Here is a 26046-nt window from a genome sequence, read left to right as displayed (position 1 = left end):
ACCTCCCCAGGCTCGTCGGGCTTCCCACTGAACTTTACCGTGGCGCACAGGCGCAGAAAGAGCATGGCGACGGGGTTTGCGTTTCATACGCGGACCTCGCATTCGCCCTCTTTTTCATCCTTTCGCGCAGGTAAACAAGTTTGAGGACTTGCTTCAGAGGGAATCTCAATTACTGCATAAATATGATGAGCAGGCCGCTCATCCAGAAAGCTTCCAGCGGATTTCCAACTTATCGGGAATTGGTACACAGGTCAAATGGCAATCTTATTTATACAAATATGTGCTAAGGGGTGATCATCTATTTGTTTTTAAAGGCTATTTAACTATTTTTATAACCATCTAAAGGCCTGGAGAGCCGTGAAGGAGTGTGATCTGACTCACTATATGAAAGCGGTATTATTGATGCAGCGTGCTGAAATGCTGATTTATAGCAGAACAATAATCTGGTGGCGTATTCAAACCCGCATAAAATCACTGTTTTTCAGTGTTGCCGCTATAAATGAAAAAAACAGTCAGAACATAAGGAAAAGTAATCACAGATAGCGTGAATGAAATTGCAGTAATCCTGAGTATTTATTCATATAGATAAAGGCCGTCCAGGGCGATTGATCCAGGTCATCGCCGACAGAGGCTAAAAATGGCAGGCTTGTCCCCTTTCTTCGGGACGGTCTATCAGATTATGCAGTTACAGAAATTAGTCAATATGTTTGGTGGGGATCTTTTGCAGCGATACGGCCAAAAGGTTCATAAGCTGACGCTGCACGGCGGCTTTAGCTGCCCGAATCGCGACGGCACCATCGGGCGCGGCGGCTGTACCTTCTGTAACGTTGCGTCCTTTGCTGACGAGGCCCAGCAGCATCACTCTATCGCGGAACAACTCGCGCACCAGGCCAGCCTGGTCAACCGTGCAAAGCAGTATCTGGCCTATTTCCAGGCCTACACCAGCACGTGGGCGGAGGTGCAGGTGCTGCGTTCCATGTATCAGCAGGCGGTCATGCAGGCCAATATTGTCGGGCTATGCGTTGGCACGCGCCCGGACTGCGTGCCGGACGCGGTGCTGGATCTGCTCAGCGAGTACAAAGAGCAGGGCTACGAGATCTGGCTGGAGCTGGGCCTGCAGACTGCACATGACAAAACCCTGCACCGCATTAATCGTGGACATGATTTCGCCTGCTACCAGCGCACCGCGCGGCTGGCCCGCGAGCGCGGGTTAAAAGTCTGCTCGCATCTGATTGTCGGCTTGCCTGGTGAAGGTCGACAGCACGGCCTGGAGACGCTGGAAAAGGTGGTTGAAACCGGCGTGGACGGCATCAAACTGCATCCCCTGCATATCGTTACGGGAAGCATTATGGCGAAAGCCTGGAAGGCCGGGCGGTTAAGCGGTATTGAGCTTGAGGAATATACGGTGACGGCGGGGGAGATGATTCGTCACACACCGCCGGAGATTGTTTACCACCGTATCTCCGCCAGCGCCCGCCGTCCAACGCTTCTGGCACCGCTCTGGTGCGAGAACCGCTGGACGGGGATGGTGGAAATCGACCGCTATCTGCAGGAGAATGGCGTGCAGGGGGCGGCGCTTGGCCGCCCCTGGGTCCCCCGTCTACCGGCGACGTCCCCCTAACAGACTTCCCAGCATGCCGCGCACTATCTGATTGGTAACCTGCCGCGCCGCGCTTTTCGCCATGGTCTGTACCACGCCGTCGCGCTTGCCGCCGCGCGGCCCGGTACTGCCGAACAGGATGTCTTTGAGCCCCCCGAGAATACCGTCATCCACGGCGACAGACTGCCCTTTAGCGGCAGGCGCATCCTGCGATTCGGTTGTCGCCTGCACCCCTTTTTGCAGCATCTCAAACGCGGACTCGCGATCCACCTCGTCTTCGTACTTCCCGTAAACCGGGGAGTGGTTAATCAGGCCGTTACGTTCATCGTCAGTAACGGGCCCCATGCGCGAGCAGGGCGCGATCACCATCGCGCGCTCCACGATGGAGGGGCTGCCCTTCGCATCAAGGAACGAGATCAGCGCTTCACCGGTGCCCAGCGCCTGAATCGCCGCTTCGGTATCAAAGGCCGGATTGGCACGCATGGTTTGCGCGGCGGCTTTCACCGCTTTCTGATCCTTCGGCGTAAAGGCGCGCAGGGCGTGCTGCACGCGGTTACCGAGCTGGCCAAGCACGTTATCCGGGATATCCGACGGGTTTTGCGACACAAACCAGACGCCAACCCCTTTGGAGCGGATCAGGCGGATGACCTGTTCAATTTTATCCAGCAGCACCTGCGGTGCGTCGTTAAACAGCAGATGCGCTTCGTCGAAGAAGAAGACCAGTTTTGGTTTTTCCAGATCGCCCGCTTCCGGTAGCTGCTCGTACAGTTCGGAGAGCATCCACAGCAGGCTGGCGGCGTAAAGCTTCGGCATCTGGTAGAGCTTTTCAGAGCTCAGAATGTTGATGACGCCTTTGCCATTGCTGTCGGTACGCATCCAGTCTTTGATATCCAGCATCGGCTCGCCGAAGAAGTGCTCGGCACCCTGTTGCTCCAGGGTCAGAAGCCCACGCTGAATGGCCCCGACAGAGGCGCTGCTGATATTGCCGTACTGGTTCTGGAAGGATTTGGCGTTATCGCCGATATACTGGGTAATGGCTCGCAGATCCTTGAAGTCAAGCAGCAGCAGCCCCTGATCGTCGGCAATGCGGAAGATGATATTCAGCACCCCGGACTGCACGTCGTTAAGGTTGAGCAGGCGGGCCAGCAGCAGCGGGCCGAGATCGGAGACGGTGGCGCGCACCGGATGGCCTTTCTCACCGAAGATATCCCAGACCACCACCGGGTTGCCGTGCGGCGTCCAGTTCTTGATGCCAATATTCTTCAGCCTCTCAAGCAGTTTTTCAGAAGCAGTACCCTCCTGAGCCACGCCGGTTAAATCGCCCTTCACGTCAGCCATAAAGACCGGCACGCCAATCTCTGAAAGTGACTCCGCCAGCTTCTGTAAGGTCACGGTTTTCCCCGTCCCGGTCGCACCGGTGATCAGGCCGTGGCGGTTCGCCATCGCGGGCAGTAAATACAGCTCTTTTTCCAGCGTCCGGGCAATTAACAATGGTGTACTCATGATGCGCTTCCTCTCTTAGTCCTGGGTGGAGTATAGGCAACCTGATAGCAATTTGGTTAAGTAAATTCCTGACTTTGCGGCGCATTATCCAGCGCGGACTATGCTTTTGCATACGGTTCACAAAATAGTGGGAAACTATGTCCAGATTCTTCTTTAACGATCGCAAACAGCTGGTCAACGATGCCATTGAAGGCATACTCCTTTCTGCGCCAAACGCGAATCTCGTCAAGCTCGATATCGATCCGGCTATCCGCGTAGTGGCACGCGGCGACTGGGATAAAAGCCGCGTGGCGGTGATCTCCGGCGGTGGCTCCGGGCACGAACCTGCACACGCCGGATTTGTCGGTAAAGGCATGCTGACGGCGGCAGTCTGTGGCGATCTGTTCGCCTCCCCGAGCGTGGATGCGGTACTGAATGCCATTGTGGCGGTGACGGGCGATCGCGGCTGTCTGCTGATCGTCAAAAACTACACCGGCGATCGCCTGAACTTTGGTCTGGCGGCAGAAAAGGCCAAACGCTACGGCCTGAAGGTCGAGATGGTGATTGTGGCGGACGATATCGCGCTGCCCGACAACAAGCAGCCGCGCGGCATTGCCGGTACGGCGCTGGTGCATAAGATTGCGGGCTATGCCGCGGAGCACGGAAAATCCCTGAGCGAGGTGCGGGATATTGCGCAGCAGGCCTGCGATAACCTCTGGAGCCTGGGCGTTGCGATGCAAACCTGTAACCTGCCGGGCAGCGACGATGAAGAGGGGCGCATCAAGCAGGGCCATGTCGAACTGGGGCTGGGGATCCACGGGGAGCCGGGGGCCTCGGTAGTTGATACGCAAAACAGCAAAGCGATTATCGACACGCTGGTTACCCCGCTCAAAGCGCAGGCGGGCGAGGGGCGTTTCGCGGTGCTGATTAACAACCTCGGCGGCGTCTCGGCGCTGGAAATGGCGTTGCTGACCAAAGAGTTGGCTCACTCGGCGCTGAAAGAGAACATTGCTTATCTTATTGGCCCGGCACCGCTGGTGAGCGCCCTGGACATGAAGGGCTTTTCTCTGACGCTGCTGAAGCTCAACGACCTGTTCGAGAAAGCGCTGCATGAAGAGGTGGAAACGCTGGGCTGGCAAAAACCCGTGGCGTTTGCCCCCCTGCGTACCGTTCCGCAAAGCGCTATTCACGATCGCGTGGAATATACCCCATCTGAAAACCCGCAGGTGAAGGAGTCTGTTTCACGGGTGACGAAGACGCTCATACAGCTGGAAAACCGCCTGAACGCGCTGGATGCCAAAGTGGGCGACGGCGATACCGGCTCCACCTTTGCGCAAGGGGCGCGGGATATTGCGCAGCGCCTGGAGGAGAACGCGCTTCCGCTTAATGATGTGCCTAAGCTTCTGCTGCTGGTGGGCGAGCGGCTGGCCACGGTGATGGGCGGATCGAGCGGGGTGCTGATGTCGATCTTCTTTACCGCGGCGGGGCAAAAGCTTCACGATGGTCAGTCGCTACCCGAGGCATTGCTCAGCGGGCTGGCGCAAATGAAGCAGTACGGTGGGGCAGATCTCGGCGATCGTACCCTGATCGACGCGCTGCAGCCGGCGCTGGAGGCATTGCAGAAAAAGGATCTTCAGTCAGCGGCGCAGGCGGCACAGAAGGGGGCAGAGGCAACGGCGAAAATGCAGAAAGCCGGTGCGGGGCGCTCATCGTATGTGAATAAAGAGAATCTGGACGGGGTAATGGACCCGGGGGCGGTCGCGGTAGCGGAAGTGTTTAACATATTGGCGCAGTAACTTAAGTAGGCCGGGTAAGGCGAAGCCGCCACCCGGCACATTCAGATCAGAAATCCGCTTTCAACACCACGCGGTAGCGGGCTTTGCCGTCACGCACGTGCTGGATCGCTTCGTTGATTTTCGACATGGGATACAGTTCGGTGGTGGGGGCCACTTTAGTGCGTCCGGCAAACTTCATCAGCTTGCGCAGCTCGTACGGTGTACCGGTCGCGGAGCCTGACACGCTGCGATCCCCGCCGATCAGGGTAAAGGCCGGAACCGGCAGCGGCTTCATCACAGCACCTACGGTGTGGAAGTTACCGCCGTAGGCCAGTGCTTCAAAGTACGGCTGCCAGTCGAGATCGACGTTCACGGTGTTGATGATCAGGTCAAACTGACCTGCCAGCGCGTTCAGCGCTTCAGGATCGCGGCTGTTTACCACTTTATCCGCGCCCATCGCCAGCACCTCTTTCTCTTTTGCCGGGTTCGAGCTGAACGCCGTGACTTCACAGCCCATCGCATGCAGCAGCTTGATGGCGATATGGCCCAGACCGCCGATTCCAATCACGCCCACGCGGCTGGTGGCGGTGATATGGTGCATCAGCAGGGGCTTAAAGACGGTGATGCCGCCACACAGCAGCGGACCGGCGGATTCGATATCAATGCTGTCCGGCAGCGGGATGACCCATTGCCAGTCGGCGCGCAGCTTGTCGGCGAAGCCGCCTTTATTCAGGATGGTGGGTACCGCGCCCTCAAGGCAGTTGATCTGGTTGCCGCTGATACAGGCATCGCAGTGACCACAGCTGCGTGCTGTCCAGCCAATGCCTACGCGCTGGCCCACTTTCAGCCCTTTGTCCTGCGCGGCGCTACCGAGCGCCACGACGCGGCCAATGACTTCGTGCCCGGCAACCAGCGGATAGCTGGAAAAGCCCCATTCGTTGTCGATCATCGAGAGATCCGAGTGGCAGACCCCGCAGTAATCAACCTGTACTTCGACGTCTTCTGCTTTTAGTTCGCCCGCATCGTACTCGTACAGCTCAAGTTCTGCACCCGCCTGCGGTGCGGCGTAGCTTTTTATCTTCGACATCGTGTTTCCCCCGTTGTGGTGTGAACTGAGAGTGTAGAGCATTCAGTTTACAGCCGCTTAACAGAAGAGGGCAGGAACGAAAATTACAGACTTTTCAGCATCCTGACTTCGCAGTCAACATGGCCGGTACAGCCCAGCGGCGCATCGATATGCTCAAAGCCCAGATGTTCATACAGGCCGATGGCCTCTTTGAGGAAGGCGGTGGTTTCGAGGTAACAGCGTTTAAACCCATGAGCGCGCGCGTGTTCCAGAGCGACCAGCGCCAGCTTTTTCGCCAGGCCTTGCCCGCGTACGGAAGGCAGGAAATACATTTTCTGCAGCTCGCAGATATCTGGCTCGCTGCAGCTCAGTGGCGCAACGCCGCCGCCGCCCACAACCTGTCCGTCCTGCTCAATCACCCAGTAGGCGTGACCCGGCTGGCTGTACAGCTTAAACAGTTCATCAAGATTCGGGTCCGCAACGGTATAACCTTTATCCGCTGTCAGCCCATACTCTGCAGAAACGGTGCGGATAACGGCGGCGATAGCCGGATTGTCCTGCTCAGTGATCCGACGCATCGTCGCCGCGACGGGGGTAATCACGCTCATAGCATTACTCATTACAAAAATTGACACACAGTTGCTGTTAATAGCACCGCAGAAAAGGGAGTGCAAGCGAGGAGTTTTCAGGAAGGGTACCCCTTACGCCCTGAAGCGTAAGGGGTAAAGCATTACAGGGCTGCAATAACCGCCTGCTGCTCGATCAGCTTGGTCTTCGCATCGGCGAAGGCAACCAGACGCTCACGCTCTTTGGCGATGACCGCTTCCGGCGCGCGGGCGACAAAGCCTTCGTTCGCCAGCTTGCTTTCGATTTTGCCAATTTCCACGTCGACTTTCGCCACTTCTTTCGCCAGACGCGCCAGCTCGGCGTCTTTGTCGATCAGACCTGCCATCGGGATCAGCAGCTCGGCGCCGTCGATGATTTTGGTCACGGAAACCGGACCTTTGTCATCCGCAGGCAGCACGGTGATGCTTTCCAGACGCGCCATGGTTTTCAGGAAGGTGTTGTTCTCGGTGACGCGACGAACGGCAGCCTCGCTGCAGCCGCGCAGCAGCAGCTCAAGCGGTTTGCCCGGGGCAATGTTCATTTCAGCACGGATGTTACGTACCGCAACGATCGCCTGTTTCAGCCACTCGGTATCCGCAGACGCCGCTTCATCAACTTTAGCCACATCGAATGCAGGGAACGGCTGCAGCATGATGGTATCGGCGTTGATGCCCGCAATGACCTTCACGCGCTGCCAGATGGTTTCGGTGATGAATGGAATGACCGGATGCGCCAGGCGCAGCAGACCTTCCAGAACGGTAATCAGCGTGTTGCGCGTGCCGCGCAGCTCCGCTTCAGTGCCGCCGTTCATTACCGGCTTCGCCAGCTCCAGATACCAGTCGCAGAACTGGTTCCAGGTGAATTCGTACAGGATGCCCGCCGCGATATCGAAGCGGTAGCTGTCCAGCGCCTCGCGGAACGCTTTCACCGTCTGGTTGAATTCCGCCAGGATCCAACGGTCCGCCAGAGACAGGGTCATTTCGCCGCCGTTGAAGCCGCAGTCCTGATCTTCGGTGTTCATCAGCACGAAGCGGCTGGCGTTCCACAGCTTGTTACAGAAGTTACGGTAACCTTCCAGACGCTTCATGTCCCAGTTGATGTCGCGGCCGGTCGAGGCCAGCGCCGCCAGGGTGAAGCGCAGGGCGTCTGTACCGTGAGCCTCAATTCCGTTCGGGAACTGCTTCTCGGTGCGCTTGCGGATTTTCTCCGCCAGCTGCGGCTGCATCATATTGCCGGTGCGTTTTTCCAGCAGCTCTTCCAGAGAAATACCGTCAACCATATCCAGTGGGTCAATGACGTTACCCTTGGATTTGGACATCTTCTGGCCTTCGTCGTCGCGGATCAGACCGGTCATGTAGACGGTATGGAACGGAACCTGCGGCTTGCCGTCTTCGTCTTTGATGAAGTGCATGGTCATCATGATCATGCGGGCAATCCAGAAGAAGATAATGTCGAAGCCGGAGACCATTACGCTGGTTGGGTGGAACTGACGCAGCGCGTCGGTGTTCTCAGGCCAGCCAAGGGTGGAGAAGGTCCACAGTGCGGAGGAAAACCAGGTGTCCAGCACGTCTTCGTCCTGACGCAGGGCAACGTCCGCGCTCAGGTTGTTTTCCTGACGCACTTCGTCTTCGCTACGGCCAACATAAACGTTGCCTTCGTTGTCGTACCATGCCGGGATACGGTGACCCCACCACAGCTGACGGGAGATACACCAGTCCTGAATGTCGCGCATCCAGGAGAAGTACATGTTTTCGTACTGCTTCGGCACGAACTGAATGCTGCCGTTCTCAACCGCTTCAACAGCCGGTTTCGCCAGCACGTCGGCACGCACGTACCACTGGTCGGTCAGCATTGGCTCGATAACCACGCCGCCACGGTCGCCGTACGGCACGGTCAGATCGTGAGGTTTGATCTCTTCCAGCAGGCCCAGTGCGTCAACGGCAGCCACAATCGCTTTACGCGCGGCAAAGCGCTCCAGCTTCTGGAACTCAGCCGGGATCTCGCTGGAGTAGACGTCGGATTCGTTGCCTTTGGTGTCGTATACTTCTGCGCTTTCACGGATATCACCGTCAAAGGTCAGAATGTTGATCATCGGCAGGGCGTGACGACGACCGACTTCATAGTCGTTAAAGTCGTGCGCAGGGGTGATTTTTACGCAGCCGGTGCCTTTTTCCATGTCGGCGTGTTCGTCGCCCACAATTGGAATACGGCGGTTTACCAGCGGCAGCACCACGAATTTACCGATCAGGTCTTTATAACGCGGATCTTCCGGGTTAACGGCCACGCCGGTATCGCCCAGCAGGGTTTCCGGACGAGTGGTGGCAACCACCAGGTAATCTTTACCGTCTGCGGTTTTTGCGCCGTCGGCCAGCGGGTAGCGGATGTGCCACATGGAGCCTTTGGACTCGCGGTTTTCCACTTCCAGGTCAGAGATGGCGGTGCGCAGTTTCGGATCCCAGTTGACCAGGCGTTTGCCGCGGTAAATCAGGTCTTCTTTATACAGGCGCACGAAGACTTCTTTCACGGCGTTGGACAGGCCTTCGTCCATGGTGAAGCGCTCGCGCTCCCAGTCCACGGAGTTGCCGAGACGGCGCATCTGACGGGTAATGGTGCCGCCGGATTCCGCCTTCCACTGCCAGATTTTGTCGATGAACGCATCGCGACCGTAGTCGTGACGGGTTTTACCTTCTTCAGCGGCAATTTTACGCTCAACCACCATCTGGGTCGCGATACCCGCGTGGTCAGTTCCCGCCTGCCACAGGGTGTTTTTGCCCTGCATGCGCTGGTAGCGGATCATGGTGTCCATGATGGTCTGCTGGAAAGCATGCCCCATATGCAAACTGCCGGTGACGTTCGGCGGCGGGATCATGATGCAGAAGGACTCTTTGCTTTCATCGCCGTTAGGCTTGAAATAGCCCTGCTGTTCCCAGTGCTCGTAAAGCGGCTGTTCGATATCGCGTGGGTTATATGTCTTTTCCATTATTTCCAGGTTGCCGTATTCAGGTTAAAACCAGCCAGGCGGTACGCTTTATAGCGTTCGCGCGCCAGTTGTTTCAAGGATTCTTCGTAAGGGACAAAGTCTACCACTTCTGTGAAAGCAGTGGCAAAATCTGCAAAGTCTGTCCGCAGGCTAATGAGAATATCGCGCGCGCTGCTGTTGCGCTTTTGCGGCCAAGCTATTTCGACCGGGGCCCCGCCTCGCGGACCTTCGCCCGACAGGTTGTGCGGCACAAAGCTCTCCGGCGGGCGCGCCCACAGCGCTTCATCCAGGCGAATCGCCTGCTGTTCATCTTCACAGGCAATCAGAACGCGTTTACCTGCGCGCCAACGTTCTGCGGCAATTTCACACACCAGCTGTTCAACGGCGCTGAGGCCATCCTGATGGGCGTCGTTGTCCAGAAGGTAGAACGTTGCATTCTTCATATATGGGGCTTCTTGTGCTCACTTTAAATGCTTAAGCCGGGTGGCGGCTTCGCCTTACCCGGCCTACGGTTTACTGCCGTTTTGGCTTACTCGTCGCCGTTAAAACCCGCACGGTTCAGCAGGAACTGCGACAGCAGCGCCACCGGACGACCGGTTGCGCCTTTGGCTTTACCGGAGCGCCATGCGGTGCCGGCGATGTCCAGGTGCGCCCAGTTGTACTTGCGGGTGAAGCGCGCCAGGAAGCAGCCCGCGGTGATAGCCCCGCCAGGACGACCGCCAATGTTCGCCATATCCGCAAAGTTAGACTCCAGCTGTTCCTGATACTCGTCACCCAGCGGCAGGCGCCATGCGCGATCGCCAGCCTGCTCAGACGCGCCGATAAGCTCGTGCGCCAGCGGGTTGTGGTTCGACATCAGGCCGGTGATGTGGTGGCCCAGGGCAATCACGCAGGCACCGGTCAGGGTTGCCACGTCAATCACCGCTTCAGGCTCGAAGCGCTCAACGTAGGTCAGTACGTCGCACAGCACCAGACGGCCTTCGGCGTCGGTGTTCAGCACCTCAACGGTCTGCCCGGACATGGTGGTCAGGACGTCACCCGGACGGTACGCGCGACCGCCAGGCATGTTTTCGCAGCCTGCCAGCACGCCAGTGACGTTAATCGGTAGCTGAAGTTCCGCGACCATGCGCATCACGCCGTAAACTGCCGCCGCGCCGCACATGTCGTACTTCATCTCGTCCATGCCTTCGGCAGGCTTGATGGAGATACCGCCGGAGTCGAAGGTCAGGCCTTTACCAACCAGAACGATAGGGCGCGCATCTTCGGACGGGTTACCTTTGTATTCGATGACCGACATCAGGGATTCGTTCTGCGAGCCGTTACCTACCGCCAGATACGAGTGCATGCCCAGCTCTTTCATCTGCTGTTCGCCGATAACGCGGGTGATGACGTTTTTGCTGTAGGAATCAGCCAGCTGGCGCGCCTGAGAGGCGAGGTAGGCGGCGTTACAGATGTTTGGCGGCATGTTGCCGAGATCTTTTGCCGCTTTAATGCCGGCGGCAATCGCCAGGCCATGCTGGATGGCGCGCTCTCCGCTGGTCAGTTCGCGACGGGTTGGTACGTTAAAGACCATTTTGCGCAGCGGACGACGCGGCTCGCTTTTGTTGGTCTTAAGCTGATCGAAGCTGTACAGGCTCTCTTTTGCGGTTTCGACTGCCTGACGTACTTTCCAGTAGGTGTTACGGCCTTTGACGTGCAGCTCGGTCAGGAAGCAGACGGCTTCCATTGAACCGGTATCATTCAGCGTATTAATGGTTTTCTGAATGACCTGTTTATACTGGCGCTCATCCAGCTCGCGCTCTTTGCCGCAGCCAATCAGCAGAATACGCTCTGACAGGACGTTCGGAACATGGTGCAGTAACAGCGTCTGCCCAGGTTTGCCTTCCAGTTCGCCACGGCGCAGCAGGGCGCTGATATAGCCGTCACTGATTTTATCGAGTTGCTCGGCGATCGGGGAGAGTCGGCGCGGTTCAAAGACGCCCACAACGATGCAGGCACTCCGCTGTTTCTCCGGGCTACCGCTTTTTACACTGAACTCCATGCACTACGCTCCTGAATCTTAAAGACAACGGCGGCTGCTACAGATAGAATTGAAACCTTTCGTAACTCATGTCCGCTGTTGTGGTGACTTCGTGTTAATCTTACGTTACTACGGTTTCGACACGTCAGAAAAAGTCCTGAAGCGTGAATCCGCTGGATGTTTTAATCTTAGCGATGATTTCGACGACTCAAGAGAATAAATGACGTTTAAGCCATGAAACAAGCGAAATTCCTGCAAAGAGACGGGTTTTTACGGGCGTATTTAAAGTGATAATCATAAGATATCTGGTGCGGGAGACGCTCAAAAGCCAACTGGCGATCCTCTTCATCCTGCTGCTGATTTTTTTCTGTCAGAAGCTGGTTAAGATCCTCGGTGCGGCCGTTGACGGCGAAATTCCAACGAATCTGGTGCTTTCCCTGCTTGGTCTGGGGATCCCGGAAATGGCGCAGCTTATTCTGCCGCTGAGCCTATTCCTCGGCCTGCTCATGACGCTCGGTAAGCTGTATACCGAGAGTGAAATCACGGTGATGCATGCCTGCGGCCTGAGTAAAGCCGTACTGGTGAAAGCGGCGATGATACTGGCGCTGTTCACGGGCATTGTTGCGGCGGTGAATGTAATGTGGGCGGGCCCTATGTCTTCCCGTCATCAGGACGAAGTGCTGGCCGAGGCGAAAGCAAACCCCGGTATGGCGGCGCTCGCGCAGGGTCAGTTCCAGCAGGCAACTGACGGAAACTCCGTGCTGTTTATTGAGAGCGTTGACGGCAGTAAATTCAACGATGTATTCCTGGCGCAGCTGCGTCCCAAAGGTAACGCGCGTCCGTCAGTCGTGGTTGCCGACTCGGGCCAGCTCGCTCAGCGCAAAGACGGTTCTCAGATAGTCACGCTGAACAAAGGCACCCGTTTCGAAGGCACCGCGATGCTGCGCGACTTCCGTATTACGGATTTCCAGAACTATCAGGCTATTATCGGCCATCAGGCGGTAGCGCTCGATCCAACGGATACCGAGCAAATGGATATGCGTACGCTGTGGAACACCGATACCGACAGAGCGCGTGCTGAATTCCACTGGCGTATTACGCTCGTATTCACCGTGTTTATGATGGCATTGATTGTCGTTCCGCTGAGCGTGGTGAACCCGCGCCAGGGCCGTGTGCTCTCTATGCTGCCAGCGATGCTGCTTTACCTGATCTATTTCCTGCTGCAAACCTCGATTCGCTCTAACGGCGCGAAGGGTAAGTTGGATCCGATGGTCTGGACGTGGTTCGTTAACAGCCTGTACATCTTACTGGCGCTGGGATTAAACCTGTGGGATACGGTGCCTGTGCGCCGCATACGTGCCCGATTCTCGCGTAAAGGAGCCATCTAATGCAGGCGTTTGGCGTTCTTGATCGCTATATCGGTAAAACCATTTTTACCACCATCATGATGACGTTGTTCATGCTGGTGTCGCTTTCCGGCATTATCAAATTTGTCGATCAGCTGAAAAAAGCCGGGCAGGGCAGCTATGACGCGATGGGGGCGGGGATGTACACCCTGCTCAGCGTGCCAAAAGATGTGCAGATCTTCTTCCCGATGGCGGCCCTGCTGGGCGCTCTGCTGGGGCTGGGAATGCTGGCGCAGCGCAGTGAGCTGGTCGTTATGCAGGCCTCGGGCTTTACCCGCATGCAAGTTGCGCTGTCGGTAATGAAAACCGCAATCCCGCTGGTGCTGTTGACCATGGCGATTGGCGAGTGGGTGGCACCGCAGGGTGAGCAGATGGCGCGTAACTATCGTGCTCAGGCAATGTACGGCGGTTCACTGCTCTCGACTCAGCAAGGTTTATGGGCGAAAGACGGTAAAAACTTCGTCTACATCGAACGGGTAAAGGGTAATGATGAACTGGGCGGGGTGAGCATCTATGCTTTCAATGACCAGCGCCGTCTGGAGTCTGTCCGACACGCCTCTTCGGCCAAGTTTGACGCTGAACATAAACAGTGGCGTTTGTCGCAGGTTGATGAATCTGACCTGACCGATCCAAAGCAGATCACCGGTTCGCAGACGGTATCCGGCACATGGAAGACTAACCTCACGCCGGATAAGCTCGGGGTTGTGGCGCTGGATCCTGACGCGCTCTCTATCAGCGGCTTGCACAACTATGTGAAGTACCTGAAGTCGAGCGGGCAGGATGCCGGGCGCTATCAGCTCAACATGTGGAGCAAAATCTTCCAGCCGATGTCCGTGGCGGTGATGATGCTGATGGCGCTGTCGTTTATCTTTGGCCCGCTGCGTAGCGTGCCGATGGGCGTGCGCGTCGTGACCGGTATCAGCTTCGGCTTTGTGTTCTACGTTCTTGATCAGATCTTCGGTCCGCTGACGCTGGTTTATGGCATCCCACCGATTATTGGTGCGCTGCTGCCGAGCGCCAGTTTCCTCCTGATCAGCCTCTGGCTGCTGCTGAAACGCTCCTGATTGACCTCTCCTCGCCTCCGCTGAACCGGAGGCGAGGCTAATCTCCTGTTTCACCCCGCACTTTTTCTCACAACCCTCAACGTCCCGCCTCGAATTTGAGTATTATTGAGCGATAAAGTCGTGAAGGGATCCTCTATGAAGCAAATTCGAATGCTTGCCCAGTACTACGTCGACCTGATGATGAAGCTTGGGCTGGTGCGTTTCTCCATGCTGCTGGCGCTGGCGCTGGTCGTTCTGGCCATTGTCGTGCAAATGGCCGTCACCATGGTTCTGCATGGCCAGGTCGAGAGTATCGACGTCATCCGCTCTATCTTCTTTGGCTTGCTCATTACCCCCTGGGCGGTCTATTTCCTTTCCGTGGTGGTTGAACAGCTGGAGGAGTCCCGTCAGCGCTTATCAAAACTGGTCGATAAGCTTGAGGAGATGCGCGAGCGTGACCTGAAGCTCAACGTTCAGCTTAAAGACAACATCGCGCAGCTGAATCAGGAAATTTCAGATCGTGAGAAGGCGGAGGCCGAGCGTCAGGCCACGCTGGAACAGCTGAAAATCGAAATGAAAGAGCGCGAGGTGACGCAGATCCAGCTTGAGCAGCAATCCTCCTTCCTGCGTTCGTTCCTGGACGCGTCGCCGGATCTGGTGTTCTACCGTAACGAAGATAAAGAGTTTTCCGGCTGTAACCGGGCGATGGAGCTCCTGACCGGGAAAAGCGAGAAGCAGCTGATTCACCTGAAGCCGCAGGACGTTTACTCCGAAGAGGCGGCCGCCAAGGTCATGGAGACGGACGAAAAAGTGTTCCGCCATAACGTCTCGCTGACCTACGAACAGTGGCTGGATTACCCGGACGGACGCAAAGCCTGTTTTGAGATCCGTAAGGTACCGTACTATGACCGCGTCGGGAAGCGCCACGGCCTGATGGGCTTCGGCCGTGATATCACCGAGCGTAAGCGCTATCAGGACGCGCTGGAGCGCGCCAGCCGAGACAAGACCACCTTTATCTCCACCATCAGCCACGAGCTGCGTACGCCGCTCAACGGCATTGTGGGGCTGAGCCGCATTCTGCTCGACACCGACCTGACCGCAGAGCAGGAAAAATACCTCAAGACTATCCATGTCTCGGCGGTCACGCTGGGTAATATTTTCAACGATATTATTGATATGGATAAAATGGAGCGCCGTAAGGTTCAGCTTGATAACCAGCCGGTTGATTTCACCAGCTTCCTTGCTGATCTGGAAAACTTGTCTGGTCTGCAGGCGCAGCAGAAGGGGCTGAATTTTGTCATGGAGCCCACCCTGCCGCTGCCGCATAAGGTCGTTACCGACGGCACGCGGCTGCGTCAGATCCTGTGGAACCTCATCAGCAACGCGGTGAAATTTACCCAGAAGGGGCAGGTGGCGGTGCGTATCCGCTATGACGAAGGTGACATGCTGCACTTCGAGGTGGAGGATTCCGGGATTGGCATTCCGCAGGAGGAGCAGGACAAAATTTTCGCGATGTACTACCAGGTGAAGGACAGCAACGGCGGAAAACCGGCCACCGGCACTGGGATTGGCCTGGCTGTGTCTAAACGGCTGGCGAAGAGCATGGGCGGTGACATCACCGTTGCCAGCCAGGCAGGCAAAGGGTCAACCTTCACGCTGACGGTGCATGCGCCGGCGGTTGCGGAAGAGGTAGAGGATACCTTTGAAAACGACGATATGCCGCTACCTGCGCTGCACGTCCTGCTGGTGGAGGATATTGAGCTTAACGTGATTGTAGCGCGCTCGGTGCTGGAAAAACTGGGCAACAGCGTGGATGTCGCGATGACCGGTAAGGCCGCGCTGGAGATGTTTACACCGGGCGAATATGACCTCGTTCTGCTGGATATCCAGTTGCCGGATATGACCGGGCTGGATATCTCGCGTGAGCTGACGCGTCAGTACGCGGCTGACGAACTGCCGCCGCTGGTGGCGCTGACGGCGAACGTACTGAAAGATAAAAAAGAGTATCTCGACGCCGGTATGGACGATGTACTCAGCAAGCCTCTGGCGGTGCCTGCTCTGACCGCCATGATCAAGAAGTTCTGGGATACCCACGATGAAGAGGAGAGCACCATGACGCCTGTTGATAGCGCTAAAGCCCAAACGATACTCGATACCGCGATGCTGGAGCAGTACATCGATCTGGTGGGCCCGAAACTGATTACCGACGGTCTGGCGGTGTTTGAAAAAATGATGCCGGGCTATCTGAGCGTGCTGGAGTCAAACCTGACGGCGCGTGACCAGAAGGGCATTGTCGAAGAAGGGCATAAAATCAAAGGCGCGGCCGGCTCGGTCGGATTACGCCACCTGCAGCAGCTGGGCCAACAGATTCAGTCGCCTGATTTACCTGCATGGGAAGATAACGTGGGTGATTGGGTTGAAGAGATGAAACAAGAGTGGCAGAACGACGTTGCGGTGCTTAAAGCCTGGGTGGACGCCAGAAAAAAATGACCCCGGCTAGACCGGGGTGCGCGAATACTGCGCCAACACCAGGGAAATCGTGGCTGCGCCTGTTTTTTAAAGTAATTTTCGAATCGGCGCCGCCGGAAAAATTTAGGCCGCACGCAGATAAGATAGCAAATCTTAAATGGTTTGTTACATGAATCAGTGAAATGTGTGAAGCATAGCGTTTTAATCAAAATTATTAATGCGCTTCAGCGAGTTGCAAAGAAGGATCGTCAAGATGAAAAAAATTGGTGTCGTCCTCAGCGGATGCGGTGTTTTTGATGGTTCAGAAATACATGAAGCCGTAATCACGCTGCTGGCCCTGGCTAAACAGGAAGCAGAGGTTATTTGTTTCGCGCCAGATAAAAATCAGGCAGATGTGATTAACCATCTGACCGGTGAGCCGATGGCTGAAACGCGCAACGTGCTGATTGAAGCCGCGCGTATTGCCCGGGGAGAGATTCATCCGCTGGCGCAGGCAGAGGCCGCTGAGCTGGATGCACTCATTGTTCCGGGCGGCTTCGGCGCCGCGAAAAACCTCAGCACCTTTGCCGCCGAAGGCGCCGCGTGCAGGGTGGACCCTGATTTAAAAGCGCTGACGCTGGCAATGCATGCGGCGGGCAAGCCGCTGGGCTTTATCTGTATCGCACCGGCCATGCTGCCAAGCATTTTCGATTTCCCGTTACGGCTGACGATCGGAACAGATATTGATACCGCAGAGATTGTCGAGGAAATGGGAGGCGAACACGTTCCGTGCCCGGTCGATGACATTGTGGTGGATGAAGACAACAAGGTTGTCACCACGCCCGCGTATATGCTGGCGCAGAATATTGCGGAAGCCGCCGTGGGCATTGAAAAGCTGGTAGCCCGGGTGCTGGTGCTGACAGAATGAGGCGTCAGTTTTCCGCAGTCGCATGGGGGAAACGCCTTCTTCTACGTACCTTTCTCATGCTGGCGGTGTTCTGGGGAGGCGGGCTGGCCGTGTTCAGCATTTTGCCGGTACCGTTTTCAGCGGTCATGGTTGAGCGTCAGCTTAGCGCGTGGTTCTCCGGTGATTTCGGCTATGTTGCCCATTCTGACTGGGTGAGCACGGAGGACATCTCTCCGTTCATGGGGCTGGCGGTTATCGCGGCGGAAGATCAGAAATTCCCGGAGCACTGGGGGTTCGATGTGGCCGCGATTGAAAAGGCGCTGGCCCACAATGAACGTCATGAAAACCGCGTGCGCGGTGCATCAACGCTGTCGCAGCAGACGGCAAAAAACCTGTTCCTGTGGGATGGCCGAAGCTGGGTGCGAAAAGGGTTGGAAGCGGGGCTCACCCTGGGAATGGAAACGGTCTGGAGCAAAAAGCGTATTCTGACCGTTTATCTAAATATCGCCGAGTTTGGCGAGGGGGTATTTGGTGTCGAAGCTGCATCACAACGCTATTTTAATAAACCAGCCAGCAGGCTGAGCATGTCGGAGGCGGCGCTGCTCGCGGCTGTTCTGCCTAATCCTATCCGCTTTAAGGCCAGCGCCCCGTCAGGGTACGTGCGAAGCCGTCAGGCGTGGATCATGCGCCAGATGAATCAGCTGGGCGGAGAGGGGTTTATGCAGCGTAATAATCTTATGTAGGGCGGGTAAGCGCAGCGCCACCCGCCGAGGGGGGAACGTTAGTCTTCGTCGAACCCGGCGTTAAACAGCGCAATTACCGCCGCCAGGGCTTCCTCTTCCTGAGGCCCGGTGGCTTCTACCTCAATCTGACGCCCTTTGGCGGAGTCCAGCATCAGCAGCGCAATCACGCTGTTGGCTTCCGCTTCGGTGCCTTCGTCATTACGCAGCAGCACTTCTGCATCGAAACCCTGCATCAGCTCAAACAGCTTCATCGCCGGGCGCGCATGCATGCCCAGCTTATTGGTGATCTCAACGGTTTGTTTTACGGTCATGTTTTACGTTTTTCCAGCGTGCGATGACGGGACTGAACGTTCTTACCGCGCGAGCGGAAATAGTCGGCCAGCTGTTCGGCGATGTAGACCGAACGATGTTTACCGCCGGTACAGCCAATCGCCACCGTCAGGTAGCTGCGATTGTTTGTCTCCAGCATAGGTAACCATAGCTCAAGGTAGCTTCGCGTCTGGTAGATAAAATTGTGAACTTCTGTGTGCCGGTCGAGGAACGCCGCGACGGGTTTATCCAGGCCGGTCATTGGACGCAGTTTGGGATCCCAGTGCGGGTTCGGCAGGAAGCGCACGTCGAAAACATAGTCCGCATCAATCGGAATACCGTGCTTAAAGCCGAAGGATTCGAACACCATCGTCAGTTCACGCTCGCGTTTGCCCAGCAGGCGGGTACGCAGCATTTCCGCCAGCTCGTGAACGGACATCTCTGAGGTGTCGACTATCAGATCGGCTCGGGAGCGCAGCGGCTCCAGCAGATCGCTCTCTTCATCGATTGCGCTCTCCAGCGAGAGATTCTTGCTGGATAGCGGGTGCAAACGACGGGTATCACTGTAGCGGCGGATCAGGGTATTGCGGTCAGCATCAAGGAACAGCAGCTGAGGCGAGAACGCGTCAGGCAGGTTACTCATTGCCTGTTCAAAGATCTCCGGGGATTCGGGCATGTTACGCACGTCGATACTGACGGCGGCGGAGGTTTGTCTCTCCGCTAGCGTGCGTGCCAGATCGGGCAATAACACGACCGGCAGGTTATCGACGCAGTAAAAACCCATGTCTTCCAGCGCACGCAGGGCAACGGATTTTCCCGACCCTGAACGACCGCTGACAATCATCAGCACCATGTTCCGTTTCTCCTCAGGACAACAGATGTGAAGGCCATCACCTGGTTATGCGTCATCCTGATTGCCTTCTGCTTCAGTGATAATTTGATAAAGCTCTTCATCACTTTGGGCCGAGCGCAGTCGACGGCAGATGGTTTTATCCGCCAGACGTTTAGCAACCAGCGAAAGTGTATGCAGATGGGTCTTGGTCTGGTCGGCAGGCACCAGCAGCGCGAAGAGGAGATCGACGGGCTGGTTATCAATGGCGTCAAAAGCGATTGGCGTTTCCAGCTGCACAAACACACCGACGGCACGCAGGGTATCCTCTTCCAGCTTGCCGTGCGGGATCGCGATGCCGTTGCCGATACCGGTACTGCCCATCTTTTCACGGGTCAGAATCGCTTCGAACACCACCTGCGGCGGCAGGCCCAGCTGTTTTGCAGCCAATTCACTGATGATCTCCAGCGCACGTTTTTTGCTCTGGCAGTGAACGGCACTGCGGGTACATTCCTGGTTAAGGACATTGCTCAGTTGAAGAGCGGAATCGTTGTTTATCATAATTTCACCTAAGCGCTAACTGTACAAATGGCCTGTTGTGTTTCACAACAGGCCGTCCTGCACCCGTTAACTGCCCGGACAATTAGTGTTGTTTCAGTTTATCTTTATGTTTATTGAGCTGTCGCGCAAGCTTGTCAATCAAGCCGTCGATAGCCGCGTACATGTCCTGCCCTTCCGCACTGGCATGGAGCTCACCCCCGTTTACATGCAGGGTCGCATCCGAGATATGAGTCACTTTCTCCACTTTTAACACAACGTAGACCTGGTTGATCCTTTCGAAATACTGTTCAAGTTTCGCGAACTTAGCGTTCACGAAGTCACGTAAGGCCTCAGTAATCTCGACGTTGTGTCCTGTGATATTGAGCTGCATAGTGTCTTCCTTATCGGTTGTGTCAGACCAGCTGTTTACGCTGGTTAGACGGCGGAATGGATAAAGACTCTCGATACTTCGCAACAGTACGACGTGCCACCATAATACCCTGATCGGACAGCATGGTGGTCAACTTACTGTCACTTAGTGGCTTCGCGGGGTTCTCCGCGGCGATCAACTTCTTCACCAGTGCGCGAATCGCCGTTGATGACGCTTCGCCGCCGCCCTCGGTGTTCACATGGCTGGAGAAGAAATACTTAAGCTCAAAAATACCGCGCGGACTGTGCAGATACTTCTGCGTGGTGACGCGGGAAATGGTGGATTCATGCATCTCGACGGCCTGGGCGATATCCGCCAGTACCATCGGTTTCATATACTCTTCGCCCTGCTCAAAGAATGCCTGCTGCTGTTCGACGATGCAGCGGCTCACGCGCAGCAGGGTATCATTCCGGCTCTCCAGGCTCTTGATCAACCATCGCGCTTCCTGAAGATTGCTGCGAATATATTGATTGTCGGAGTCGTTGCGCGCGCTGGTACACATAGAGGCGTACTGCTGGTTGATTTGCAGGCGAGGGATGCTGTCAGAGTTCAGTTCAACGACCCAGCGGTCATTGTGTTTTCTGACCAGCACGTCCGGGATAACGTACTCGGGTTCGCTGGTCTGGATCGACTGACCGGGACGCGGATCGAGAGACTGGATCAGATTTACCGCCTCTTTCAGCACCTCTTCCTTCAGGCGCGTCACGCGCATCAGGGTGCGGAAATCGTGGTTAGCCAGAAGATCCAGATGATCGCTGATGATTAAGCGCGCTTCGTCGAGCCACGGCGTCTCTTTGCTGAACTGAGAAAGCTGGATCAGCAGGCAGTCGCGCAGGTCCTTCGCGGCCACCCCGACCGGATCGAAGCGCTGAATGCGTTTCAGTACCGCTTCAATCTCCTCAATCTCAATCTCTTCATCGCCCATGCTTTCCAGAATGTCGTCCAGCGTGACGGTCAAATAACCGGTGTCATCAACGGCGTCGACAATCGACGTGGCAATGGCGCGGTCGGTATCGGAGAAGGGGGTAAGCTCTACCTGCCACATGAGGTAATCCTGCAGCGACTGGGTGGTTTCGCCCTGGTAGACCGGTAGCTCGTCGTCCTGGTAGTCTGCACGCGTGCCGGAAGGGGTGCCGGCGGTATAGATTTCATCCCAGCTGGCATCCAGCGGAAGCTCGTCCGGCATCTCTTTTTGTTCGAGTGCATCCGCGGTGTCGAGCGCTTCTGTATCCTGTGACTGCTGGGTATCTACCTCGTCATGAAGATCGGCTTGCTCCAGCAGGGGATTGCTGTCCAGCGCCTGCTGGAGCTCCTGCTGAAGTTCTAACGTGGACAGCTGCAACAGGCGAATTGCCTGCTGTAGCTGCGGCGTCATCGCCAGCTGTTGGCTGAGCCTTAATTGCAAACCTTGCTTCATGTTCAGAGCATTTTTCTCCGGTTCGGCGTTACGTTACCTCTACCCTATCAGAGTCTGAAGTCTTCCCCAAGATAGACACGCTTAACATGATCGTCTTCGAGGATCTGCTGCGGCGTACCGTGGGCGATCAGATTGCCCTGGCTCACGATATACGCGCGTTCACATACCGCCAGCGTTTCACGAACGTTGTGGTCGGTGATCAGCACGCCAAGCCCGCTGTCACGCAGATGCTCGATAATGCGTTTAATGTCGATAACGGAGATTGGGTCAACGCCCGCAAACGGTTCATCCAGAAGGATAAACTTCGGATTGGCGGCCAGCGCGCGCGCAATCTCAACACGACGGCGTTCCCCCCCGGACAATGCCTGGCCCAGGCTGTCGCGCAGGTGCTCGATGTGAAACTCTTCCATCAGCTCGTTGGCGCGATCCTGACGCTGTTCGTTGGTCAGGTCGTCGCGAATTTGCAAGACCGCCATCAGGTTATCAAAGACGCTCAGACGACGGAAAATAGAGGCTTCCTGCGGCAGATAGCCGATGCCACGGCGCGCGCGCGCGTGCAGCGGCAGCAGGCTGATGTCTTCATCGTCAATAATAATGTTGCCGGCATCGCGCGGCACAATACCAACCACCATGTAGAAGGTGGTGGTTTTACCCGCACCGTTCGGGCCAAGCAGGCCCACAATTTCGCCGGAGTTGACGGTCAGACTGACATCTTCTACGACACGGCGGCCTTTGTAAGCCTTCGCGAGATTTTTTGCAGTTAATGTTGCCATAGCGAATTAGTTACTCTTCTTCTGTGCCGGGGCCTGGCCCTTGCCTTTGTCCTGCAGCTGCGACGGAACCAGCACGGTGGTCACGCGTTTGCCTTTCTCGCTGGAGGCCTGCATTTTTTGCTCTTTCACCAGATAGGTAATCTGGTCACCGGTAATATTGCTGTCCAGCTGTTCCAGATAGGCGTTTCCGGTCAGGATGACCAGATCCTTCGCCAGCTCATAGTGCATATGCGAGGCGTGGCCCTTCACCGGCTTGCCGTTGTCCTGCATCTGGTAGAAGGTGGCCGGGTTGCCGTAGCCATCAATAATCTCTTTGCCCTGCTCGCCGCCCGGACGGGTAACGACCACCTTATCGGCATTAATTTTGATGGTTCCCTGCGTCATGACGACGTTACCCGTGAAGGTAACGACGTTACCCTGCATATCGAGAGACTGGGTGTCGGACTCGATATGGATCGGCTGGTCGGTATCGCCCGTTACAGCAAGCGCGGGGAGACTGGCCGCCAGCATCGCGCTGGCGATAATTACTTTAAGGCTGAGTTTGTTTGTTTTGAATTTCATAGGAGGTTCTAACCTTTTCAATCAGCTCGGCGTTCTTGCTGCGTAAGTTCCCGCGCATTCTTAAACCGCTGGAATTAAATGTTGTGCCATACAGTGTGACCAGATCCTGCGACGTCACGTCCTGGGTTACCAGGTTGATCTGGGCATTATCCGTCGTAATTTTTCGCAGTTGCGAGTCAGCGGTCAGGGCGTTGACTTCAACGTGGCCATACAGATAAAGCATACGATCATTTGTCAGTTTGGCCCGATCTGACTTAATTGACCACGTCGGCACTTTGTCTTTATCGAATGTGGTCATGACAGGTTGGGTAAACCACGAAACGCCGTCATCGGAAAAGTATTCAACATGCTGGGCAATCAGGCGATAGTTCAGCGCACCTTCCGGGCTATAGACCACGGTGTCGCTGTGATCGCTTTTATAGGTTGGATCGTTATTGTTGACCACTTCCGTTTGCGTGTCGTCGCGATCGGCAAGGTTCACGCCAATCAATACCAGTGCGACAAGCGAAAGCAGAATGATAACCCAACGTCTGGTTTTACTCATATCGATTGCCCTTTGGCTTCATCAAGCTTGCCCTGCGCCAGCAGAAGCAGATCGCAGACTTCACGGACGGCACCCCGGCCACCGTTGATGCAGGTAACGTAGTCAGCGCGCGGGATCAGTAACGGGTGAGCATCAGCAACCGCGATGCTGAGACCGACTTTAGCCATCACCGGCCAGTCAATCAGATCGTCCCCGACGTAGGCCACGTTCTCCGGTGCGATAGCCAGTTTACCCAGTAAATCGTTGAACGCTGCCATCTTATCGGATTGACCCTGGTAAAGATGGGTAATCCCTAAGGTTTCACAGCGGTCTTCTACCAGTTTAGCTTTTCGTCCGGTGATGATAGCAACCTCGATACCCGAAGTGAGCGCACAGCGGATACCGTAGCCGTCGCGAACGTTAAACGCTTTCAGCTCTTCACCATTATTGCCCATGTAAATCAGGCCATCGGAAAGTACGCCATCCACATCCAGAATGAGCAGACGAATGTTTTCCGCCTTTGCCATCATCTGGGTACTGACCGGACCATAACAGGTTGCAAGGGATGCACCCGCATTACTCATTGTCTTATCCTTTATTACACTACGCCAGCGCGCAGCAGATCATGCATATGTACCACACCCAGCAACTGGTCGCCATCGGCAACCATAACGGAGGTGATATGGCGGGACTGCATCAGGTTCAGCACATCCACGGCCAGCGTTCCCGGACGCACGCGGATGCCACCGGGCGTCATCACGTCGGCAATGCCAAGCGTGCGGACATCTACACCCATGTCGAACACGCGACGCAGGTCGCCATCGGTGAAGATCCCCTGAATTTTCATCAGATCGTCGCACACGACCGTCATACCCAGATTCTTGCGGGTGATTTCCAACAGCGCATCACGCAGGGAGGCTTCTTTACTGACGTGAGGGATCTCATCCCCGGTGTGCATAATATCGTTTACCCGCAGCAGCAGCTTGCGCCCCAGCGCGCCGCCCGGGTGGGAAAGCGCGAAATCTTCCGGCGTAAAACCGCGGGCTTCGAGCAGCGCGACGGCAAGGGCATCGCCCATGACCAGCGCGGCAGTTGTGCTGGACGTCGGCGCCAGACCCAGCGGACAGGCCTCTTTCGGTACTTTAACGCACAGGTGAATATCGGCCGCACGCGCCATGCTACTTTCCGGACGGCTGGTCATGCAAATCAGGGGCACCTGCAGTCGCTTCAGTACGGGGATCAGCGCCAGAATTTCATTGGACTCCCCGGAGTTGGACAGCGCAATAACGACATCCTGCGGCGTGACCATCCCCAGATCGCCGTGCGCGGCTTCCCCAGGGTGTACAAAGAAAGACGAGGTTCCGGTGCTGGCAAATGTTGCTGCCATTTTGCGTCCAATGTGGCCGGACTTACCCATCCCCATCACCACGACTTTGCCGGCACAGTAGAACATCTTCTCACATGCCAGACTAAAATCCTGATTAATGTACTGATCTAACTGCGCCAGACCTTCACGTTCAATCTCCAGAACCTCTTTGCCTGCTTTCTGAAAGTCAAAACCCGGCTGCAATTCTATTTGCGACATAATGCGTTTCCGTTTACCCAGAGAGAAGAGGCGAGAGCCAGTACAGCATCGCCATCCATACGATAAATCCACCCGTCAGCAGCGCGCCTGCGCCTTTGCCGATCTGTCGTTGCCGCCGCCAGCAAAGCAGGGCAAATATCACGCTGACCAATAACATCACGCCGTAGTCGCGCGAAAACGCCAGGGGATTAAAGGGCCCTGGCGTAATCAGGGCCGGCAGGCCCATCACAATGGCGATATTGAAAATGTTGGAACCGATGATATTACCAATGGCGATGTCATCTTCCCCTTTACGCGCCCCCGCAATGGCGGTGGCCAGCTCAGGCAAGCTGGTGCCGATAGCAATAACCGTCAGGCCGATCGTCAGCTCGCTCATGGCAAAATAGTTTGCCAGCACCGTCGCGTTATCCACGACCATGCGCGTTGCCATTGGCATGATGATCAGCGCGACGCCAAGCCAGAGCAGGGCGACCGGCAGCGTGCCTTCGCGCGGAAGTTCGGCAACCTGCTCACGCGTCAGGCTGTCCTGACCCTGCTTTTCCGCCTGGCGGGCAATTTTAACACTATACAGCAGCCAGATGACGGCCAGCGCCAGCAGGAAAATGCCGTCGCTGTAGCTCAGTACACCGTCATAAAATACGCACCCTGCCAGCAGGCTTACGACTAACATTAGCGGCAATTCACGGCGCAGAACATCAGAATGCACGCGAAATGGATGGAGAAGTGCCGCAAGGCCTAAAATCAGTAATATATTGACAATGTTAGAGCCAATCGCGGTGCCAATTGCCAGGTCTAACTGACCATGCAGCGACGCCGAGACGGAGACGATGATTTCAGGAAGTGATGTGCCAACGCTGACCACGGTCATCCCGATGACAACAGGCGGTACGCCCGTCAGGCGACACAGGATAGATGCAGCAAAGACTAAACGGTCAGCACTGTAGACCACTAACAGTAAACCAATAATTAACAGTGCTGTTGCTAAAAGCATCAAAAGTCCTTT

At 56.1% G+C, this 26046-nt stretch carries 24 protein-coding genes; 7 read left to right on the top strand and 17 right to left on the bottom strand.

Annotated features, from left to right (window positions below; genetic code table 11):
• Nucleotides 1-679 precede the first annotated feature (679 nt).
• Complete coding sequence (locus tag HBM95_20400; GenBank protein NIH45270.1) at nt 680-1621, top strand: TIGR01212 family radical SAM protein; 942 nt, start codon at nt 680-682, stop codon at nt 1619-1621.
• Here the strand turns inward: HBM95_20400 and HBM95_20395 are convergent.
• The gene (locus tag HBM95_20395) at nt 1601-3103 is read right to left on the bottom strand and encodes a DUF853 domain-containing protein (protein NIH45269.1); all 1503 of its coding nucleotides are present in this window, start codon (nt 3101-3103) and stop codon (nt 1601-1603) included. The genes HBM95_20400 and HBM95_20395 overlap by 21 nt on opposite strands.
• Before the next feature lie 137 nt (nt 3104-3240).
• On the opposite strand from HBM95_20395, the gene HBM95_20390 reads away from it, so the two are divergent.
• Complete coding sequence (locus HBM95_20390) at nt 3241-4878, top strand: DAK2 domain-containing protein (protein NIH45268.1); 1638 nt, start codon at nt 3241-3243, stop codon at nt 4876-4878.
• A 46-nt stretch (nt 4879-4924) separates the two neighbouring features.
• Here the strand turns inward: HBM95_20390 and HBM95_20385 are convergent, their stop codons facing one another.
• The 5 genes from HBM95_20385 to pepA form a co-directional block, all read right to left on the bottom strand.
• Entirely contained in the window at nt 4925-5944 is a 1020-nt protein-coding gene (locus HBM95_20385) for an NAD(P)-dependent alcohol dehydrogenase (GenBank protein ID NIH45267.1), read from the bottom strand.
• Between the two features lie 83 nt (nt 5945-6027).
• Nucleotides 6028-6531 (bottom strand): GNAT family N-acetyltransferase, encoded by a 504-nt coding sequence (locus HBM95_20380; GenBank protein NIH45266.1) that lies wholly within the window; start codon nt 6529-6531, stop codon nt 6028-6030.
• A 122-nt stretch (nt 6532-6653) separates the two neighbouring features.
• Nucleotides 6654-9509, bottom strand: a complete 2856-nt coding sequence (locus HBM95_20375) for a valine--tRNA ligase (GenBank protein NIH45265.1) — start codon at nt 9507-9509, stop codon at nt 6654-6656.
• On the bottom strand, nt 9509-9952 hold the full coding sequence (gene holC / locus HBM95_20370) for a DNA polymerase III subunit chi (protein NIH45264.1): 444 nt from the start codon (nt 9950-9952) through the stop codon (nt 9509-9511). Before holC ends, HBM95_20375 begins: the two co-directional genes overlap by 1 nt.
• 86 nt (nt 9953-10038) lie before the next feature.
• Complete coding sequence (pepA, locus tag HBM95_20365) at nt 10039-11550, bottom strand: leucyl aminopeptidase (GenBank protein ID NIH45263.1); 1512 nt, start codon at nt 11548-11550, stop codon at nt 10039-10041.
• Between the two features lie 266 nt (nt 11551-11816).
• On the opposite strand from pepA, the gene lptF reads away from it, so the two are divergent.
• From lptF to mtgA, 5 genes are all read left to right on the top strand, one after another.
• A complete protein-coding gene (lptF, locus tag HBM95_20360) occupies nt 11817-12917 on the top strand; it encodes an LPS export ABC transporter permease LptF (GenBank protein ID NIH45262.1) in 1101 nt (366 codons plus the stop codon).
• The gene (lptG, locus tag HBM95_20355) at nt 12917-13999 is read left to right on the top strand and encodes an LPS export ABC transporter permease LptG (GenBank protein ID NIH45261.1); all 1083 of its coding nucleotides are present in this window, start codon (nt 12917-12919) and stop codon (nt 13997-13999) included. The genes lptF and lptG overlap by 1 nt, the downstream gene beginning before the upstream one ends.
• 135 nt (nt 14000-14134) lie before the next feature.
• Nucleotides 14135-16468 carry an aerobic respiration two-component sensor histidine kinase ArcB gene (arcB, locus tag HBM95_20350; protein NIH45260.1) on the top strand — a complete coding sequence of 778 codons (2334 nt, stop codon included), beginning with the start codon at nt 14135-14137 and terminating at the stop codon, nt 16466-16468.
• 232 nt (nt 16469-16700) lie between these two features.
• A complete protein-coding gene (gene elbB, locus HBM95_20345; GenBank protein ID NIH45259.1) occupies nt 16701-17354 on the top strand; it encodes an isoprenoid biosynthesis glyoxalase ElbB in 654 nt (217 codons plus the stop codon).
• Complete coding sequence (mtgA, locus tag HBM95_20340; protein NIH45258.1) at nt 17351-18076, top strand: monofunctional biosynthetic peptidoglycan transglycosylase; 726 nt, start codon at nt 17351-17353, stop codon at nt 18074-18076. Before elbB ends, mtgA begins: the two co-directional genes overlap by 4 nt.
• Nucleotides 18077-18114: 38 nt before the next feature.
• Here the strand turns inward: mtgA and npr are convergent, their stop codons facing one another.
• The 11 genes from npr to HBM95_20285 form a co-directional block, all read right to left on the bottom strand.
• On the bottom strand, nt 18115-18387 hold the full coding sequence (gene npr, locus HBM95_20335; GenBank protein ID NIH45257.1) for a PTS phosphocarrier protein NPr: 273 nt from the start codon (nt 18385-18387) through the stop codon (nt 18115-18117).
• Nucleotides 18384-19238, bottom strand: a complete 855-nt coding sequence (gene rapZ, locus HBM95_20330) for an RNase adapter RapZ (GenBank protein NIH45256.1) — start codon at nt 19236-19238, stop codon at nt 18384-18386. Before rapZ ends, npr begins: the two co-directional genes overlap by 4 nt.
• 45 nt (nt 19239-19283) lie before the next feature.
• Nucleotides 19284-19775: a PTS IIA-like nitrogen regulatory protein PtsN gene (ptsN, locus tag HBM95_20325; GenBank protein ID NIH45255.1), complete on the bottom strand. Its 492-nt coding sequence runs from the start codon at nt 19773-19775 to the stop codon at nt 19284-19286.
• A gap of 82 nt (nt 19776-19857) precedes the next feature.
• Nucleotides 19858-20145, bottom strand: coding sequence for a ribosome hibernation promoting factor (hpf, locus tag HBM95_20320; GenBank protein NIH45254.1), 288 nt, complete (start codon nt 20143-20145; stop codon nt 19858-19860).
• A gap of 22 nt (nt 20146-20167) precedes the next feature.
• The gene (gene rpoN, locus HBM95_20315; GenBank protein NIH45253.1) at nt 20168-21601 is read right to left on the bottom strand and encodes an RNA polymerase factor sigma-54; all 1434 of its coding nucleotides are present in this window, start codon (nt 21599-21601) and stop codon (nt 20168-20170) included.
• Nucleotides 21602-21648: 47 nt separating this feature from the next.
• A complete protein-coding gene (gene lptB / locus HBM95_20310) occupies nt 21649-22374 on the bottom strand; it encodes an LPS export ABC transporter ATP-binding protein (protein ID NIH45252.1) in 726 nt (241 codons plus the stop codon).
• Nucleotides 22375-22380: 6 nt separating this feature from the next.
• Nucleotides 22381-22935 (bottom strand): lipopolysaccharide ABC transporter substrate-binding protein LptA, encoded by a 555-nt coding sequence (gene lptA / locus HBM95_20305; GenBank protein NIH45251.1) that lies wholly within the window; start codon nt 22933-22935, stop codon nt 22381-22383.
• A complete protein-coding gene (gene lptC, locus HBM95_20300; GenBank protein ID NIH45250.1) occupies nt 22904-23479 on the bottom strand; it encodes an LPS export ABC transporter periplasmic protein LptC in 576 nt (191 codons plus the stop codon). Before lptC ends, lptA begins: the two co-directional genes overlap by 32 nt.
• On the bottom strand, nt 23476-24042 hold the full coding sequence (kdsC, locus tag HBM95_20295; protein NIH45249.1) for a 3-deoxy-manno-octulosonate-8-phosphatase KdsC: 567 nt from the start codon (nt 24040-24042) through the stop codon (nt 23476-23478). Before kdsC ends, lptC begins: the two co-directional genes overlap by 4 nt.
• Nucleotides 24043-24056: 14 nt before the next feature.
• On the bottom strand, nt 24057-25043 hold the full coding sequence (gene kdsD / locus HBM95_20290; protein NIH45248.1) for an arabinose-5-phosphate isomerase KdsD: 987 nt from the start codon (nt 25041-25043) through the stop codon (nt 24057-24059).
• Nucleotides 25044-25056: 13 nt separating this feature from the next.
• Entirely contained in the window at nt 25057-26034 is a 978-nt protein-coding gene (locus HBM95_20285) for a calcium/sodium antiporter (protein NIH45247.1), read from the bottom strand.
• Nucleotides 26035-26046: the final 12 nt, after the last annotated feature.

Source organism: Enterobacter asburiae, assembly GCA_011754535.1.
Lineage (GTDB): Bacteria > Pseudomonadota > Gammaproteobacteria > Enterobacterales > Enterobacteriaceae > Enterobacter > Enterobacter cloacae_N.
Note: the sequence above shows the minus strand (reverse complement) of the source record. Positions and strands in the feature narration are given on the sequence as shown.

Coding starts and splice junctions, on each gene's coding strand:
- HBM95_20400 (NIH45270.1), top strand. CDS start 680: ATGCAGTTACAGAAATTAGTCAATATGTTTGGTGGGGATCTTTTGCAG.
- HBM95_20395 (NIH45269.1), bottom strand. CDS start 3,103: ATGAGTACACCATTGTTAATTGCCCGGACGCTGGAAAAAGAGCTGTAT.
- HBM95_20390 (NIH45268.1), top strand. CDS start 3,241: ATGTCCAGATTCTTCTTTAACGATCGCAAACAGCTGGTCAACGATGCC.
- HBM95_20385 (NIH45267.1), bottom strand. CDS start 5,944: ATGTCGAAGATAAAAAGCTACGCCGCACCGCAGGCGGGTGCAGAACTT.
- HBM95_20380 (NIH45266.1), bottom strand. CDS start 6,531: ATGAGCGTGATTACCCCCGTCGCGGCGACGATGCGTCGGATCACTGAG.
- HBM95_20375 (NIH45265.1), bottom strand. CDS start 9,509: ATGGAAAAGACATATAACCCACGCGATATCGAACAGCCGCTTTACGAG.
- holC (NIH45264.1), bottom strand. CDS start 9,952: ATGAAGAATGCAACGTTCTACCTTCTGGACAACGACGCCCATCAGGAT.
- pepA (NIH45263.1), bottom strand. CDS start 11,550: ATGGAGTTCAGTGTAAAAAGCGGTAGCCCGGAGAAACAGCGGAGTGCC.
- lptG (NIH45261.1), top strand. CDS start 12,917: ATGCAGGCGTTTGGCGTTCTTGATCGCTATATCGGTAAAACCATTTTT.
- arcB (NIH45260.1), top strand. CDS start 14,135: ATGAAGCAAATTCGAATGCTTGCCCAGTACTACGTCGACCTGATGATG.
- elbB (NIH45259.1), top strand. CDS start 16,701: ATGAAAAAAATTGGTGTCGTCCTCAGCGGATGCGGTGTTTTTGATGGT.
- mtgA (NIH45258.1), top strand. CDS start 17,351: ATGAGGCGTCAGTTTTCCGCAGTCGCATGGGGGAAACGCCTTCTTCTA.
- npr (NIH45257.1), bottom strand. CDS start 18,387: ATGACCGTAAAACAAACCGTTGAGATCACCAATAAGCTGGGCATGCAT.
- rapZ (NIH45256.1), bottom strand. CDS start 19,238: ATGGTGCTGATGATTGTCAGCGGTCGTTCAGGGTCGGGAAAATCCGTT.
- ptsN (NIH45255.1), bottom strand. CDS start 19,775: ATGATAAACAACGATTCCGCTCTTCAACTGAGCAATGTCCTTAACCAG.
- hpf (NIH45254.1), bottom strand. CDS start 20,145: ATGCAGCTCAATATCACAGGACACAACGTCGAGATTACTGAGGCCTTA.
- rpoN (NIH45253.1), bottom strand. CDS start 21,601: ATGAAGCAAGGTTTGCAATTAAGGCTCAGCCAACAGCTGGCGATGACG.
- lptB (NIH45252.1), bottom strand. CDS start 22,374: ATGGCAACATTAACTGCAAAAAATCTCGCGAAGGCTTACAAAGGCCGC.
- lptA (NIH45251.1), bottom strand. CDS start 22,935: ATGAAATTCAAAACAAACAAACTCAGCCTTAAAGTAATTATCGCCAGC.
- lptC (NIH45250.1), bottom strand. CDS start 23,479: ATGAGTAAAACCAGACGTTGGGTTATCATTCTGCTTTCGCTTGTCGCA.
- kdsC (NIH45249.1), bottom strand. CDS start 24,042: ATGAGTAATGCGGGTGCATCCCTTGCAACCTGTTATGGTCCGGTCAGT.
- kdsD (NIH45248.1), bottom strand. CDS start 25,043: ATGTCGCAAATAGAATTGCAGCCGGGTTTTGACTTTCAGAAAGCAGGC.
- HBM95_20285 (NIH45247.1), bottom strand. CDS start 26,034: ATGCTTTTAGCAACAGCACTGTTAATTATTGGTTTACTGTTAGTGGTC.